Source organism: Paraburkholderia sp. D15 (genome assembly GCF_029910215.1).
In the GTDB taxonomy this organism is placed as follows: domain Bacteria; phylum Pseudomonadota; class Gammaproteobacteria; order Burkholderiales; family Burkholderiaceae; genus Paraburkholderia.
Genome location: NZ_CP110395.1, coordinates 1,796,174 through 1,812,949 on the forward strand (window position 1 = coordinate 1,796,174; position 16,776 = coordinate 1,812,949).

A 16,776-nucleotide genomic window follows, 5' to 3' on the forward strand; every position below is an offset into this window, starting at 1 on the left:
AGCGTTATCACAGCTTAGGCAAGGATCTTTTACGGCTCAAGGGGGTAAGCGATCGGTTTCGCGTAGGCGGCGCCAGGAGCGGCCGCCGGCTGTTTTCAGGCGCGTCTTGGTCGCGAAGCAGCGTGGTCCATCGGGGAATACCAGAAAGCTTCATTGCGGCGTGCTATAATGTTGGGTTCCCAAAAGTGCGCTTTGGGCTTGTCGTGGTTCGTGGTGTTTTTGGCAAGTTTTTGGCAACCGCTCAGTAACCGGCAATAAGCAAGCGGCGCACTCCAACTGTCTCCAGGTTTCCTATGACCCGCGCCCTACGCAACATCGCCATCATTGCCCACGTCGACCACGGCAAGACCACGCTCGTCGACCAGCTCCTCCGCCAGACCGCTACGTTCCGTGACAACCAGCAGGTCGCCGAGCGCGTGATGGACTCGAACGACATCGAAAAGGAACGTGGCATCACGATTCTTTCGAAGAACTGCGCGGTCGAGTACGAAGGCACGCACATCAACATCGTCGACACCCCGGGCCACGCCGACTTCGGCGGCGAAGTAGAGCGCGTGCTCTCCATGGTCGACTCGGTGCTGCTGCTGGTGGACGCGGTCGAAGGCCCGATGCCGCAAACGCGCTTCGTCACCAAGAAGGCGCTGGCGCTTGGCCTGAAGCCGATCGTCGTGATCAACAAGGTCGACCGGCCGGGCGCGCGGATCGACTGGGTGATCAACCAGACCTTCGACCTGTTCGACAAGCTCGGCGCGACCGACGAACAGCTCGACTTTCCGATCGTCTACGCATCGGGTCTGAACGGCTACGCCGGTTTGACCGCGGATGTGCGCGAAGGCGACATGCGTCCGCTGTTCGAAGCCGTGCTGGAACACGTGCCGGTCCGCCCGGCCGATCCGGAAGCGCCGCTGCAGTTGCAGATCACGTCGCTGGACTATTCGTCGTACGTCGGCCGTATCGGCGTGGGCCGTATCACGCGCGGGCGCATCAAGCCGGGCATGGCGGTCGCCGTGCGTTCTGGCCCGGACGGCGCGATCCTGAACCGCAAGATCAACCAGGTGCTGTCGTTCAAGGGTCTCGAGCGTGTGCAGGTCGACTCGGCTGAAGCCGGCGACATCGTGCTGATCAACGGTATCGAGGAAATCGGCATCGGCGTGACCATCTGCGCGCCGGAACAGCCGGAAGCGCTGCCCATGATTACCGTCGACGAACCGACGCTGACCATGAACTTCCTCGTCAATTCGTCGCCGCTCGCCGGTCGCGAAGGCAAGTTCGTCACGAGCCGTCAGATTCGCGACCGCCTGATGAAGGAACTGAACCACAACGTCGCGCTGCGCGTGAAAGACACCGGCGACGAAACCACGTTCGAAGTGGCGGGCCGCGGTGAGCTCCACCTGACCATTCTGGTGGAAAACATGCGTCGCGAAGGCTACGAGCTGGCCGTGTCGCGTCCGCGCGTGGTGATGACGGAAGTCGACGGCGTGAAGCACGAGCCGTACGAAAACCTGACCGTCGACATGGAAGACACCCACCAGGGTGGCGTGATGGAAGAGCTGGGCCGCCGTAAGGGCGAAATGCTCGACATGGCGTCGGATGGCCGTGGCCGCACGCGTCTCGAATACCGTATTTCGGCGCGTGGCCTGATCGGCTTCCAGTCGGAATTCCTCACGCTTACGCGTGGCACGGGTCTGATGAGCCACACGTTCGATTCGTATCAGCCGGTCAAGGAAGGCGCGGTCGGCGAGCGTCGCAACGGCGTGCTGATTTCGCAGGACGACGGCGCGGCGGTGGCGTACGCGCTGTGGAAGCTGCAGGATCGTGGCCGTATGTTCGTGTCGCCGGGCGACGCGCTGTACGAAGGCATGATCATCGGTATTCATAGCCGCGACAACGACCTCGTCGTGAACCCGATCAAGGGCAAGCAGCTGACCAACGTGCGCGCGTCGGGTACCGACGAAGCGGTGCGCCTCGTGCCGCCGGTTCAGATGTCGCTGGAATACGCGGTGGAGTTCATCGACGATGACGAGCTGGTCGAAGTCACGCCGCAATCCATCCGTCTGCGCAAGCGCTACCTGAAGGAGCACGAGCGCCGCAGCGCAAGCCGCAAGGGCGCGGTGGACTAAGCGGCGCAGTGCATCGGGCACGCAGATAACCGGGCGCCAAACCCGGTTCGCGGTCAGGCAAAAGCCACCCTCGGGTGGCTTTTGCCGTTTCTGCACCCACGCAACCGATGCCGCCTGCGGCAAGCTGGCGGCCCTGAATAACAGCCCATTGACAACCAATTGGCCCTGTTTGCCGCAGAAGACTGTTGCCCATCTTGAAAGTAGCCCGAAAGCCCCGCCGGAAAAGGCTTGAGCGGCAATCCGTCTGCTATCTGGAGTATCGGTTCTGTGATATGCTCCCCGGGTGCAAAGTTTTAGGTCCTTCCAAGCAAGACTTGATTCGCGCAATCCGCCAAACGGTCAGGCCGTGTCGCGGAAGGTTCTGTAACCCGCTATTTCTCGAGAAACTCGAAGAAAGGTGAGCGTAAAAATGATGAAGCAATTCCAGTCGAACTCTTATCTGTTCGGCGGCAATGCTCCGTACGTTGAAGAAATGTACGAAGCGTATCTCGACAATCCGGCGTCAGTGCCCGAGAACTGGCGCAGCTATTTCGATGCGTTGCAGAACGTGCCCGCATCGGATGGCAGCAATGCCAACGACGTGGCCCACGGCCCGATCGTCGAATCGTTTGCGCAACGCGCGAAGGCCAACGCCTTCATCCCGCGCGCGGCGACCGGCGGCGAAGATATCGCCGCCTCGCACAAGCAGGTCTACGTGCAGTCCCTCATCGGCGCGTATCGCTTCCTCGGCTCGCAATGGGCCAATCTCGATCCCCTGAAGCGCCGCGAACGTCCCGCCATTCCCGAACTCGAACCCGCGTTCTACGACTTCACCGAAGCCGATCTGGACCAGGAGTTCAGCGCCACGAACCTGTATTTCGGTTTCGAGCGCGCGTCGCTGCGCGAGATCGTCAAGGCGTTGCGTGACACGTACTGCGGCACGATCGGTGCCGAGTACATGTACATCAGCGATCCGGAACAGAAGCGCTGGTGGAAGGAGAAGCTCGAGTCGATCCGTTCGACGCCGAATTTCTCGAACGAAAAGAAGAAGCACATCCTGAATCGCCTGACGGCCGCCGAAGGCCTCGAGCGCTTCCTGCACACCAAGTACGTCGGCCAGAAACGCTTCTCGCTCGAAGGCGGCGAAAGCTTCATCGCGGCGATGGACGAAGTCGTGCGTCACGGCGGCGCCAACGGCGTCCAGGAAATCGTCATCGGCATGGCCCACCGCGGCCGTCTGAACGTGCTGGTCAATACGCTCGGCAAGATGCCGGCGGACCTGTTTGCCGAATTCGAAGGCAAGCACCACGACGACCTGCCGGCCGGCGACGTGAAGTACCACAAGGGTTTCTCGTCGGACGTCTCGACCGAAGGCGGCCCGGTTCACCTGTCGCTCGCGTTCAACCCGTCGCACCTCGAAATCGTCAACCCGGTGGTCGAAGGTTCCGCGAAGGCGCGGATGGACCGTCGCGGCGACGACAGCGGCCTGCAGGTTCTGCCGGTGCAGATCCACGGCGACGCGGCGTTCGCCGGTCAGGGCGTCGTGATGGAAACGCTGAACCTCGCGCAAACGCGCGGTTACGGCACGCACGGCACGCTGCACATCGTCATCAACAACCAGATCGGCTTCACGACGTCGGACCCGCGCGATTCGCGCTCCACGTTGTACTGCTCGGACGTGGTCAAGATGATCGAAGCGCCGGTGCTGCACGTGAACGGCGACGATCCCGAAGCGGTCGTGCTGGCCACGCAGCTCGCGATCGACTTCCGCATGCAGTTCCACAAGGACGTGGTCGTCGACATCGTCTGCTTCCGCAAGCTGGGTCACAACGAGCAGGACACGCCGGCGGTCACGCAGCCGCTGATGTACAAGACCATCGCCAAGCACCCGGGCACGCGCGCGCTGTACGCTGAAAAGCTGGTGCAACAAGGCGTGATCACCGCGGAAGAAGGCGACGAATTCGTCAAGGCGTACCGTAAGGCGATGGACGAAGGTCACCACACGGTCGATCCGGTTCTGTCGAACTACAAGAGCAAGTACGCGGTGGACTGGGTGCCGTTCCTGAACCGCAAGTGGACCGACGCGGCCGACACGGCCGTGCCGCTCGCGGAACTGAAGCGCCTCGCCGAACGCATCACCACGATTCCGGCCGAGTTCAAGGTTCACCCGCTGGTCGAGCGCGTCATCAACGACCGTCGCGCGATGGGCCGTGGCGAAGCCAAGCTCGACTGGGGCATGGGCGAACACCTCGCATTCGCGTCGCTGGTCGCGTCGGGCTACGCAGTGCGCCTGACCGGTCAGGACTCGGGCCGCGGCACGTTCACGCACCGTCACGCGGTGCTGCACGATCAGAACCGCGAACGCTGGAACGACGGCACCTACGTGCCGCTGCAGAACATCGCCGAAGGTCAGGCGAAGTTCTCGGTGATCGACTCGGTGCTGTCGGAAGAAGCGGTGCTCGGTTTCGAATACGGTTACTCGACCGCCGAGCCGAATACGTTCGTCGCATGGGAAGCGCAGTTCGGCGACTTCGTGAACGGCGCGCAGGTCGTGATCGACCAGTTCATCTCGTCGGGCGAAGTGAAGTGGGGCCGCGTGTCGGGTCTGACCATGCTGCTGCCGCACGGCTACGAAGGCCAGGGTCCGGAGCACTCGTCGGCGCGTATCGAGCGTTTCCTGCAACTGTGCGCGGATCACAACATGCAGGTCGTGCAACCGACCACGCCGGCGCAGATTTTCCACCTGCTGCGCCGTCAGATGATCCGCCTGTTCCGCAAGCCGCTGATCGTCGCCACGCCGAAGTCGCTGCTGCGTCACAAGGAAGCCGTGTCGGATCTGTCCGAACTGGCGAAGGGCGCGTTCCAGCCGATCCTCGGCGAAGTGGACGAAGCGATCGACGCGAAGAAGGTCAAGCGCGTGGTGGTGTGCTCGGGCCGCGTGTACTACGACCTGCTCGCGCATCGCCGCGAATCGAAGTCGAACGACGTCGCGATCATCCGTATCGAGCAGCTCTATCCGTTCGCGCACAAGCAGTTCGAAGCGGAAATCAAGAAGTACGACAACGCGACCGAAGTGGTGTGGGTGCAGGACGAGCCGCAGAATCAGGGCCCGTGGTTCTACATCGAGCATCACCTGAAGGAAGGCATGAAGGAAGGGCAGAAGCTGGCGTACAGCGGCCGCCCGGCTTCGGCCTCGCCGGCGGTCGGCTACTACGCGAAGCACTACGAGCAGCAGAAGGCGCTGGTCGAAGGCGCGTTCGGCCGTCTCAAGAGCGCGTCGATCGTCAAGTAAAAAACAGACGAACCGGGAAAGCGCGGCGCGCTTTCCCGTGCCGCGCCAACGCACTCACGAAGGGGCGGCGGCGCAAGGCAAGGTTCGCAGGCGGTCGTCGTACAGCGTGCCGTCACCCGATACGTATTCAGGATATTCATAATGGCTATTGTTGAAGTCAAGGTTCCCCAGCTGTCCGAGTCGGTCTCGGAAGCCACCATGCTGCAGTGGAAGAAGAAGCCCGGCGAGGCTGTCGCGCAGGACGAAATTCTCATCGAAATCGAGACCGACAAGGTCGTGCTCGAAGTGCCGGCACCCTCGGCCGGCGTGCTCGCGCAAGTCATCTCGAACGACGGCGACATCGTCGTCGCCGATCAGGTGATCGCGAAGATCGACACCGAAGGCAAGGCAGGCGCCGCCGCGGTCGAAGCCGAAGTGAAGCCGGCGCCGGTCGCCGAAGCCGCACCGGCAGCCGCACCCGCCGCGCAAGCCGCGGCCGCCACCGGCGCGAACACCGCCGCGTCGCCGGCAGCCGGCAAGCTGATGGCCGAAAAGGGCCTGGCTTCGGGCGACGTCGCCGGCACGGGCCGCGACGGCCGCATCACCAAGGGCGACGTGCTGAGCGCGAACGCCCCGGCCGCCAAGGCCGCACCGGCACCGGCCGCCGCGCCGAAGGCCGCCAAGCCGTCGCTGCCGGAAGTCAAGGCACCGGCCTCGGCCGACCAGTGGCTGAAGGACCGTCCGGAGCAACGCGTGCCGATGTCGCGTCTGCGCGCGCGGATCGCCGAGCGTCTGCTCGAGTCGCAGCAAACCAACGCCATCCTGACCACGTTCAACGAAGTGAACATGGCGCCGGTGATGGATCTGCGCAACAAGTACAAGGACAAGTTCGAAAAGGAACACGGCGTGAAGCTCGGCTTCATGTCGTTCTTCGTGAAGGCGGCCGTTCACGCGCTGAAGAAGTTCCCGCTGGTGAACGCGTCGATCGACGGTAACGACATCGTCTATCACGGCTACTTCGACATCGGTATCGCGGTCGGTTCGCCGCGTGGTCTGGTGGTGCCGATCCTGCGCAACGCGGATCAGCTGAGCCTCGCCGAGATCGAGAAGAAGATCGCCGAATTCGGTCAGAAGGCGAAGGACGGCAAGCTGTCGATCGACGAAATGACCGGCGGTACGTTCTCGATCTCGAACGGCGGCGTGTTCGGCTCGATGCTGTCGACGCCGATCATCAACCCGCCGCAATCCGCGATTCTGGGCGTGCACGCGACCAAGGAACGCGCGGTGGTCGAGAACGGCCAGATCGTGATCCGCCCGATGAACTACCTGGCGCTGTCGTACGACCATCGGATCATCGACGGCCGCGAAGCGGTGCTGTCGCTGGTGGCGATGAAGGACGCGCTGGAAGATCCGGCTCGTCTGCTGCTCGACCTGTAAGCACGGGTTTCGTCGAAAGGGTGGGCCGGGCTTGCCGTTGCGCAAGCCGGCCCCACCTGAGCAGTACGTCTTTCGCATTCCGCAGCACAGGAACGCCGCGCGCCTCGAAGCGTGGCCGCGCGCCGTTCCGCCATCCAAAGGATTGTCATGTCCAAAGAATTTGACGTCGTCGTGATCGGCGCAGGCCCCGGCGGTTATATCGCCGCCATCCGCGCAGCGCAGCTCGGCAAGACCGTCGCGTGTATCGAAAAATGGAAGAACCCGGCCGGCGCGCTGAAGCTCGGCGGCACGTGTCTGAACGTGGGTTGCATTCCGTCGAAGGCGCTGCTCGCGTCGTCGGAAGAATTTGAAAACGCATCGCATCACCTGGCCGACCACGGCGTCTCCGTGGAGAACGTCAAGGTCGATATCGCGAAGATGCTGGCCCGCAAGGAAGGCATCGTCGAGAAGATGACCAAGGGGATCGAATTCCTGTTCCGCAAGAACAAGATCACGTGGCTCAAGGGCCATGGCAAGTTCACCGGCAAGACGGACGCCGGCGTGCAGATCGAAGTGAGCGGCGAAGGCGAGACCGAAGTCGTCACGGCGAAGAACGTGATCATCGCCACGGGTTCGAAGGCGCGTCATCTGCCGAACATCCCGGTCGACAACAAGATCGTCGCCGACAACGAAGGCGCGCTGACGTTCGACACCGTGCCGAAGAAGCTGGCCGTGATCGGTGCCGGCGTGATCGGTCTGGAACTCGGTTCGGTGTGGCGCCGCCTGGGCGCGGACGTGACCGTGCTCGAAGCGCTGCCGGAATTCCTCGGCGCGGCTGACCAGTCGCTGTCGAAGGAAGCGGCCAAGCAGTTCAAGAAGCAGGGTCTCGACATTCACGTCGGCGTGAAGGTCGGCGAAGTGAAGGCAACGGACAAGAACGTCACGATCGCCTACACGGACAAGGACGGCAACGCGCAAACGCTGGAAGCGGACCGTCTGATCGTGTCGATCGGCCGCGTGCCGAACACGGACAACCTCGGCCTCGAAGCGATCGGCCTGAAGGCGAACGAGCGCGGCTTCATCGACGTGGACGATCACTGCGCGACCTCGGTGCCGAACGTGTACGCGATCGGCGACGTGGTGCGCGGCCCGATGCTCGCGCACAAGGCGGAAGACGAGGGCGTGCTGGTGGCCGAGATCATCGACGGTCAGAAGCCGCATATCGACTACAACTGCATTCCGTGGGTGATCTACACCGAACCGGAAATCGCGTGGGTCGGCAAGACCGAACAGCAACTGAAGGCGGAAGGCCGCGAGATCAAGACGGGCCAGTTCCCGTTCATGGCGAACGGCCGCGCGCTCGGCATCAACAAGGCGGATGGTTTCGTCAAGATGATCGCCGATGCGAAGACCGACGAACTGCTCGGCGTGCACATCATCTCGGCGAACGCATCGGACCTGATCGCGGAAGCCGTGGTGGCGATGGAATTCAAGGCGGCGTCGGAAGACATCGGCCGCATTTGCCATCCGCACCCGTCGCTGTCGGAAGTCATGCGCGAAGCCGCACTCGCGGTCGACAAGCGCGCGCTGAACATGTAAACGCGCACGCCTGACTGAACGCACATCGGTATCACCACGAAGGCGGGCGGGTTCACTCCCTCCCGCCTTTCTTTTTTGCAGCAACACAATGAACGTCACCGAATACTACGAAAAAGAACTGCAGACGCGGGGCTATCAATCGGACCCGGCGCAGCGCGCGGCGGTCGAGCGCCTGCAGCGGTGCTACGAGGAGTGGGTCGCGTACAAATCGCGCCGCTCTAACGCGTTCAAGAAACTGCTGATTCACCCGGACCTGCCGCGCGGCGTGTACATGTGGGGCGGCGTGGGGCGGGGCAAAAGCTTCCTGATGGACAGCTTCTACATGATCGTGCCGGTGCAGCGTAAAACGCGGCTGCATTTCCACGAGTTCATGCGCGAGGTGCATCGCGAGCTGGAAGAACTCAAGGGCACCGCCGATCCGCTCGACGAACTCGCGCGACGGATTTCGAAACGCTATCGCCTGATCTGTTTCGACGAATTCCACGTGTCCGACATCGCCGACGCGATGATTCTGTACCGCCTGCTCGACAAGCTGTTCGAGAACGGCGTGCAGTTCGTGATGACGTCCAACTACGATCCGGACACGCTGTACCCGGACGGCCTGCACCGCGACCGCATGCTGCCCGCGATCGAGCTGATCAAGGCCAGGCTCGACGTGATCAACGTCGACGCCGGCATCGACTACCGGCAACGCACGCTGGCCCAGGTCGAGGTGTATCACACGCCGCTCGGCGCCGCCGCCGACAAGGCGCTGCGCGATGCGTTCGCGCGCCTCGCCGCGGTGCCCGACGAAAGTCCGATCCTGCATATCGAGAAGCGCGAGCTGAAGGCGCTGCGTCGCGCGGACGGCGTCGTCTGGTTCGACTTCGCGACGCTGTGCGGCGGTCCGCGTTCGCAGAACGACTACCTCGAACTGGCGAGCCGCTTTCACGCGGTGGTGCTGTCGAGCGTGCCGCAGATGTCGGTGCGCATGGCGTCGGAAGCGCGTCGCTTCACGTGGCTGATCGACGTGTTCTACGACCACAAGGTCAAGCTGCTGATGTCCGCGGCGGTGCCGCCCGAGGAGTTGTACCTCGACGGTCCGATGGCGAACGAGTTCACGCGCACGGTCTCGCGCATCGTCGAAATGCAGTCGAAGGAGTATCTCGACGCGCCGCGCCGGATCGTCGATACGTCGTTGACCTGAGTGGCGCGGCGCTGCGGCGGCTGGGTCGTGGCCGAGTCCTGGCGGAGGCTTTTACGATAGGGCGCTGCCCGCCGCGCGCGTCGGCTGCGCGCATCGGCGTATTTTCAGGATTCGGATTGATCTTATATTCCGGGTTCGGACGACTGGATATCTTCTCTCGTGGTTCTGACGAAGGAGAAACCCCATGGATCCGTACCGTGATATCAACGATGAAGAATGGCAGCGCATAGCGCCGTTGCTGCCTGAGCTGCGGCCCCGCGCCGAACTGCGCGGACGTCCGCTGGCCAATACGCGTTCGGTGCTGAACGGCGTGTTGTGGGTCATGTACAGCGGCGCCACATGGTCGGCCATGCCGCGTAAGTATCCGTCCTATCAGACCTGCCATCGCCGCTTCAAGGTGTGGTACGCGTCGGGGGTCTTGAAGCGGGTCACGGCGTTGCTGTTCGGCGCGGCGAGCGAGGAACTCTGCACACTGATGGAAGCACGCATGCGCACCCATCCAGGTCCCGAACAGAAACGTCCCGATGCGGACAAGGCCCGGGACATCGCGCCGGCCATCTACAAACCCACGCCCGCCACCCCGCTGCCTTCTTCTCCCTTCGCATTCGGCTCGCCCTTCAAACACGCTGCATGACGACGCCGAGCTTCACGCCAATTGAAAACGGCCGAACGATAAACATCGTCGGCCGTTTTTTTATGCGCGTTTCAGGCGCGGCGCGCAGGTCAGCGTGCAGAAGTTATTGCTGACGCACCCACGTCTGCGAACGTCCCAGCAGCGACACGCCGATATAGCCGCGCACCACCAGTTTGTTGCCGCCGTCTTCCAGGTGCATCTTGCACTTGTAGACCTTGCCGTTTTCCGGGTCGAGAATCTGTCCGTGATCCCAGCCGTCGCCGTCCTTCTTCATGTCGTTGATGATCGTCATGCCGAGGATCGGCTGATCCTTGCGCGCGTCGGTGCAGGCGGTGCAGCGGCGATCCGGCTGATCGTTCGGGCCGAGCCCCTTGACCACTTTGCCGCTCAGCGAACCGCCGCTGTCCTGCGCGATCTGCACGAGCGCCTTGGGCTGGCCGGTGTGATCGTCGATGGTTTGCCACATGCCGACCGGGGTGTCGGTCTGCGCCATCGCGGTCATCGCGCTGGCGAGCAGCACGCCGGCGAGGGCGGCCTGTCTGGCGGTGCGAACCGCGACGGCGCGCGCGCGTTGAGTGAATTGAATCATTGTCTTCCTCCTTGATTAAAGACAGCGCGATCATGGTCGCGCGGCGTTATCGGCGTTTCATGCGGTCGGGTTGCGAGCATGTCGTTGCATGTCGTCCGCCACATCGCGCCGCATCGTGATGCCCGGTACGGCCCCTCAGGTTCACTGCGTTGCCCTGCGCATTGCTGGTGGCGACGCGCGCGGCGCGCGGTGTTAATGCGGTGGACCGCCCGCCCGACATGGTCAGCGCAGAATACGTGAATCCGCGCGCCACGTTTGATAGTGGACCCTCTAATCAGGCGACGGCACTTTCCCTCTTCAGGCGCGATTCGAGCGTGCTCAATTCAGTTGGTACGAGAACGTCGCGTTGATGCGTGGACTGCGCGACGCGCTTTCCACCGGCGCATCGCCGATGGCTTTCGCGACCGACAGATCCAGGCTGTAGTACTTCGCATCCGAGATGCGGAAGCCGAACGCGATCGACGACAAGCGCGACGGCGACGGCGTGCCCGCATGCAGATAAACGCGCGCCATGTCGAACGATACGTACGGCGTGAGCGTGCGCAGATAGGTGAAGCCCGGCGTGAACGGCCGGTTGATCTCGAACATCGCACCCCAGCCCGAATCGCCCGATGCCTCGCCCGGTTGATAGCCCTGCGCGAAGCGTTGCGCGCCGAACGAGATCTGTTCGGAGGTCGGCAGCGAGACGGCGCTGTATTGACCGGTCAGCGAGACGGCGGTGCCGATCTTCATCGGCCATTCGTTGCTTTGCGAGAAGCTTGCGCCGGTGCGCACGAAGGTGATCGACGCTGGATTCGTGACGGGCTGGCCGGGCACGTTCGAGTCGCCCGCTTTCGATGCGCCGAGAATGTCGAACGCCTTCGCCACGTTGACGCTCGCGCGCCGCACCTGGCCGGTCTGCACGCTGGTGTAGTCGGCCTGCAACTGCATCACGCGGACCTGCGAGCGCAGGCCGATCTGCGCGCCGGTGTCGGTGTTGTTGTAGCGGTCCTCGTCGTGCGATGCGTACACCGACGCGGTGCCGATCACGCTCTGCGTATTGCTCAGCAGCAGCGGATAGGCGAGCGAGCCGCCCACCTTGTCGTTGATCACCGTGCGCTGGATATAGGAGGGCAGGCCGGGGTTGTCGGTCGGATTGCCGCGATAGTGGGTGGCGTCGATCTTCGCGATCAAGCCGTTGCTGCCGATCGGCACCGCGCCGTGCGCCGCGAGATACGTGACGTTGTCGCGGCCCTTGGGCAGCAATGCCGACACGCTCAGCTGTTCGCCGAGCGCGGTGAGGCCGTTTTCGGTGGCGGTCAGCAGACCCTGCACGCCCGGGTGATTGAAATCGATGCCGGTGCTGACGTCGAACGGTTTGCGATCGACGTTCAGTTCGAGCGTGGTCGCGCCGTCGGTGTTCTGCGGCGGCGGCACGTTCGCGGCGACCTTCACGCCCGGCAGCAGACCGAGCACATTGATGTAGCGCTCGAAGGTGGCGCGCCGCAATGGCCGGTCGGCGACGATGTGGTCGGCGATCGCGCGGATCTTGTCCTCGACCGCGCCGGCCTTGCCGGTCACCTTCACCGCGGATACGTAGCCTTCGACGACGGTCACGCGCACCACGCCGTCGTCGAAGGTCTGCGCGGGAATGAACGCGAACGACAGCGCATAGCCGCGATCCTGATAGAGCCTGGTGACGCCGTTGGCGACCTCGATCAGATTGCCGATGGTGGTGTCCTTGCCGACCAGCGGCGTGAAGCGCGCGGCGACTTCATCGAACGGAATCGATTTCACGCCCTCGACCTGCACGCGCGTGGGCGTCAGATGACGGGCGAGCAGTTCCTGGAGTTGGGGCGCCTGCGGGGCGACCTGCACGGTCACGTTCGGGCCTTTGTCGGGCGCCTTGATCTGCGGCAGCGAATCGAGCGGATTGCCGCCGACCGCCGTGCCGCCGGGACGGGCCTGCGCCTGGGCATCCACCTGCATGACACTTGCCGCGACGGCGGCGAGTACGACGGTCCAGCCGGTCCATTTGCTGCCATACCCGAGTTTCATCGGATTGTCCTCGTATGCCGTTTTTCTGTGCGGCCGCGCCGCCTGGCCGGACGGATCGCGATCGCTTATGTGTGGCTCGACGCATACTGCCATGCCTGCATGTATTACGTCACGCGCTCCGTGTGGCTTGAGCGAGGGTATCCGCGGACGGCGGCCGCGCGAAGCACGTGATGAACCGGATTGCTTATGCGTAGTGCTTAGCTGAAGTGCTGGACAGGGTGCTGATGCAGGCGCTTGCTCAATTGCTCTTGCAACTGCCTGCTCGACTGCCCGACTGCTTGCTCAATTGCTCGCTCGGCTGTCGGTTCCGCTGTCCGTTCGACGCGACACGCACCCGTTGCGCATGTCGCGTCTCATCCGGCAACTGTCACGCATCATTTCTAACCGCTGATCGAACCGATGCGTTTTAGTTGGACTACTTATTTATGCGCGACCGGCAGCAAGCCGCCGAGCAGCGTCGTCAGTCCGCCGGCCGGGTTGCTCGAGCCGCTGGTCGAACCCGCCGCCGAGCTGAGCGTACCGGTCACTTGCCCGACCAGTCCGGTGACCGGCGCGAGCGCCTGAGCGGCGCCGCCCGCGCTGCCCGCACCGCTCGCGCTGCTCGTCACGCCGGACAACACGCCGGTGAGCGTGCCGGTCAGCGTCGTCAGCGGATTCGCGCCGCTACCCGCGCCGCCGAGTGTCGAGGTCAACGAGCTCAGCGGCGTGCCGCTCAGGCCGGAGGTCAACGAACCGAGCGGTGTGCCGCCCAGTGCCGAGGTCAGCGAGCTCAACGGCGAGCCGCCTAGGCCCGAACTCAACGAACCGAGCGGCGTGCCGCCCAGCGCCGAAGTCAGACCGGCGAGCGGCGTACCGCCGAGCAGTGTCGACAGCGAGCCGAGCGGGTTGCTGCCGAGCCCGAGGCTTGCCAGCGTGCTTTGCAGCGGTCCGAGCGGATTGCCGTTGGCCGGCGGGCCGCCCGCGACGCTCACGTTGGTGCTGCCGACCAAACTCGTGATCAGCCCCGGAATCGGATTCGCGCCGTTCGGGCCATTCGGATTCACGAGACCGCCGGCGTTCGTCACGGTATTGCCGAGCGACGCGACCAGGTTGCCGACATCCGCGCCGACCGGGTTGCCGGTCGCCGATCCAACCTTCGAGCCGGCCGAGCCGAGCGCGCCGCCGACTTGCGAAAGCAGGCCGCCGACCGGCGCGCCGAGTCCGGTCTGCGTGCCGACCGTCTGCGTGACGAGGCCGGCGGTCGTGACGATCGGCGTGATCGCGGTGCTGATCGGTTGCGTGATCTGTTGCACCGGTCCCGAGTTGACGACGTTGCCGAGCGTCGCGCCGCCCGCGTTCAACGCGCCGGCGGCGGTGGAGAGCGCGCCGGCCAGCGGCGTGGTGAGCGGCGACAGCGGCGCGAGATTGCCGCTGCCCAGACCGCCGACAGCCGTGCTCAGTCCTTGCACGACGCCGCTCGTCGAGCTGACGACGTTGCCGAGGCCGCCGACCGTCGTGCCGACCGGATTCGACGTCGTGCCGATCTGGCCGAGGCCGTTGCTGACCGCGTCGGCGGTTGCGTTGAGCGTGCCGCTGGTGGCCGACACCGCGCTGCCGAGTCCTTGCGTGACCTGCGGGCTGAGACCCGGAATGGTCTGCGAGCCGATCGCGTTGCCGAGGTCGCTGGTGGTTTGCGCCGCGGTGGTGGCGAGACCGCCGGTGCCGGTCGTCGCCACGACGCCGCTGCCGCTGCCGGACCCCGAGCCGCCGCCGCTACCGGTGCTTGAGGTGGTCGGCGGCGCGCTGACGGTGCTGCCGCCACACGCCGCGAGTACGCCGGCGGCCGCTACGGCGATCAGCGGTGCGCGCAACGACGACACCGTCGCGCACGCCGCATGGAGAGTAAAAAAACGTTGGGTGGACATAGGTGCTCCTCGGTGTCTTCTAGATGTAGCGTGCGGTTGGTCAAGTGCGCCGATGCAACGGGTTGCGGTTTTTCCGGGCGGCGCGGCCCGGGTTCCGGCCGAAGTCCGGCGAGCGGGCGCGGCTGGCGGGCCGCGCGCCGTTCGTTGCTGCGTGAAGGTGCTGGGTGATTCGCTACGCAATCGCCACGTCGTCTTCGGACGTGTGCTGCGCGCGGTGTGCAGCCGGCGCGCTTCGGTTGGATCGACGGTACGCGTGACGCAGGCGTTTCCGTCGACCGGCTTGACTCAGCCGAAGCGCGCCGCTGCTTACTTCTTGCCCAGTCCGCCGAGCAGGCCGCCGACCAGCGAGGTCACCGGTGCGAGCGGATTGCTGCCCGTGCCCTTGCCGGCGCTGCTCGTCAGCGACAGGCCGGTGCCCGAGCCGGAGGTGGCGCTCGTGGCGGTGGTGGTCGCCGACGTCGCCGCGGTGGTGGCCGTGGTGGCGACACCGCCGAGTGCGCCCGTGACGCCCGACAACAGACCGGTGACCGGTGCCAGCGGGCTGCTGCTGCCGCCCGTCGCGCTGGACAGGCCGCTCGTCACGCTGGTCAGCAGACCGGTGACGGGAGCGAGCGGATTGCCGCTGCCGGTGGCGCCGCCGAGCGCGCCGGTCAGGCCGGCGAGGGGACCGCTGCCGGTGCCGCCGGTCAAGCCACCGAGCAGGCCGGTGACCGGCGCGAGCGGGCCGCTGCCGGTGCCGCCGCTCAGACCGCCGAGCACGCTGGTGATCGGCGCGAGCGGATTGCCGCTGGTGCCGCCGCCGAGACCGCCAAGCACGTTGGTCAACGGCGCGAGCGGGTTGCCGCCGCTGCCGCCGGTCAGCAGACCGCCGACCGAGGTGACCGTCGCGCCGGTATCGCTGACCGTGTGGCCGAGCGCGGCGGTGACCGCGTTGCCGCCGGTCGAGGTCAGCAGGGCGCCGGCCGTGCCGAGTCCGCCGCCGACCGTCGAGAGCAGCGAGTTCAGCGGAGCGCCGAGACCCGTCGTGTTGCCGACCGTTTGCGTGGTCGCCGCGACCATCGACGTGATCGGCGTGATCGCGGTGCTGAGGGTTTGCGTGACTTGCTGGACCGGGCCGGTGGACAGGGCGTTGCCGAGCGTGGTGCCGCCTGCCGCGACGGCGCCGCCGAGCGTGCCGACCGCGCCGCCGAGCGGCGAGGTGAGGGCCGACAACGGGGCGAGCGGGCCGCTGCCGAGGCTCGTCACGAGGTTGCCGGTTTGCGTGACCGCGCCGCCGACGTTGCTCACCACGCCGCCGAGGCTCGACACCGTGGTGCCGACCGGGTTGCCGCCCGCGCCGAGCTGGCCGAGACCTTGCGACACGCCGCCGCCGAGCGTCGATACCGCCGCGCCGACCTGCTGCACGATGCCGCCGGCTGCCTGGGTGGTTTGCGGGCTGACGCCCGGCAGGGTTTGCGAGGCAATCGTGCTGCCGACGCTCGACACCGTCGAACCGACATCGCTGACGATTCCGCCGCCGTTGTTCACCACCGTGCCCAGTGCGTTCGACACCGGCGTGGTGCCGCTCGTGCCGGACGTGCCGCTGGTGCCGGAGCTGCCCGACGTCCCGCTCGTGCCGGAGCTGCCGACGGTGGTGCCGGACGTGCCCGAGGTACCGGAGCCGCCCGAGCCCATCGAGCCGCTGCCGCTGGTGGACAGCGCGCCGCCGGCGGAGCCCGCGCCGTCGCTGCCGGTGCCCGAGCTGAGCGTGCCGGAGCCGCCGCAGGCGCCAAGAGAAAGCATGGCGGCAATCCCGGCCGCAATCAGGGTTGCCCGTACCGTGGTGGTGGTCGTTTGAATGTTCATGTCGCCCTCGCATCGCATGTGTTGTTGGGTGCTGCTGCGTGCCTATCTCTGCACGACCCATGCCATTTCGAATGAGCAATCCGAACGATTTTTTCGCGGCATGCCGCTCGCCCATATCCGATATGGCTTTGCGACGAATTGATGGAGTGGACGCTAAACCGGAAACGCGTCGCGAACGACCTTGTGTGCGTTCCGA

At 65.1% G+C, this 16,776-nt stretch carries 10 protein-coding genes; 6 read left to right on the forward strand and 4 right to left on the reverse strand.

What is annotated here, in order from left to right; genetic code table 11:
- The first annotated feature begins 293 nt into the window (after positions 1–293).
- From typA to LFL96_RS07765, 6 genes are all read left to right on the forward strand, one after another.
- Positions 294–2,120 carry a translational GTPase TypA gene (gene typA, locus LFL96_RS07740; RefSeq protein ID WP_280999833.1) on the forward strand — a complete coding sequence of 609 codons (1,827 nt, stop codon included), beginning with the start codon at positions 294–296 and terminating at the stop codon, positions 2,118–2,120.
- Positions 2,121–2,529: 409 nt separating this feature from the next.
- Positions 2,530–5,391: a 2-oxoglutarate dehydrogenase E1 component gene (locus tag LFL96_RS07745; protein WP_280999834.1), complete on the forward strand. Its 2,862-nt coding sequence runs from the start codon at positions 2,530–2,532 to the stop codon at positions 5,389–5,391.
- A 141-nt stretch (positions 5,392–5,532) separates the two neighbouring features.
- A complete protein-coding gene (odhB, locus tag LFL96_RS07750) occupies positions 5,533–6,807 on the forward strand; it encodes a 2-oxoglutarate dehydrogenase complex dihydrolipoyllysine-residue succinyltransferase (RefSeq protein ID WP_280999836.1) in 1,275 nt (424 codons plus the stop codon).
- A 147-nt stretch (positions 6,808–6,954) separates the two neighbouring features.
- The gene (gene lpdA / locus LFL96_RS07755; RefSeq protein ID WP_280999838.1) at positions 6,955–8,385 is read left to right on the forward strand and encodes a dihydrolipoyl dehydrogenase; all 1,431 of its coding nucleotides are present in this window, start codon (positions 6,955–6,957) and stop codon (positions 8,383–8,385) included.
- 88 nt (positions 8,386–8,473) lie between these two features.
- A complete protein-coding gene (gene zapE, locus LFL96_RS07760) occupies positions 8,474–9,571 on the forward strand; it encodes a cell division protein ZapE (protein ID WP_280999841.1) in 1,098 nt (365 codons plus the stop codon).
- 184 nt (positions 9,572–9,755) lie between these two features.
- Positions 9,756–10,205, forward strand: coding sequence for a transposase (locus tag LFL96_RS07765; protein ID WP_280999843.1), 450 nt, complete (start codon positions 9,756–9,758; stop codon positions 10,203–10,205).
- A 103-nt stretch (positions 10,206–10,308) separates the two neighbouring features.
- On the opposite strand, the gene LFL96_RS07770 is transcribed toward LFL96_RS07765, so the two are convergent.
- The 4 genes from LFL96_RS07770 to LFL96_RS07785 form a co-directional block, all read right to left on the reverse strand.
- Complete coding sequence (locus tag LFL96_RS07770; RefSeq protein WP_280999845.1) at positions 10,309–10,794, reverse strand: DUF2147 domain-containing protein; 486 nt, start codon at positions 10,792–10,794, stop codon at positions 10,309–10,311.
- Positions 10,795–11,112: 318 nt separating this feature from the next.
- A complete protein-coding gene (locus LFL96_RS07775; protein WP_280999847.1) occupies positions 11,113–12,831 on the reverse strand; it encodes a POTRA domain-containing protein in 1,719 nt (572 codons plus the stop codon).
- A 419-nt stretch (positions 12,832–13,250) separates the two neighbouring features.
- Entirely contained in the window at positions 13,251–14,735 is a 1,485-nt protein-coding gene (locus tag LFL96_RS07780) for a collagen-like triple helix repeat-containing protein (RefSeq protein WP_280999849.1), read from the reverse strand.
- A 306-nt stretch (positions 14,736–15,041) separates the two neighbouring features.
- A complete protein-coding gene (locus tag LFL96_RS07785; protein ID WP_280999851.1) occupies positions 15,042–16,580 on the reverse strand; it encodes a collagen-like triple helix repeat-containing protein in 1,539 nt (512 codons plus the stop codon).
- Positions 16,581–16,776 lie beyond the last annotated feature (196 nt).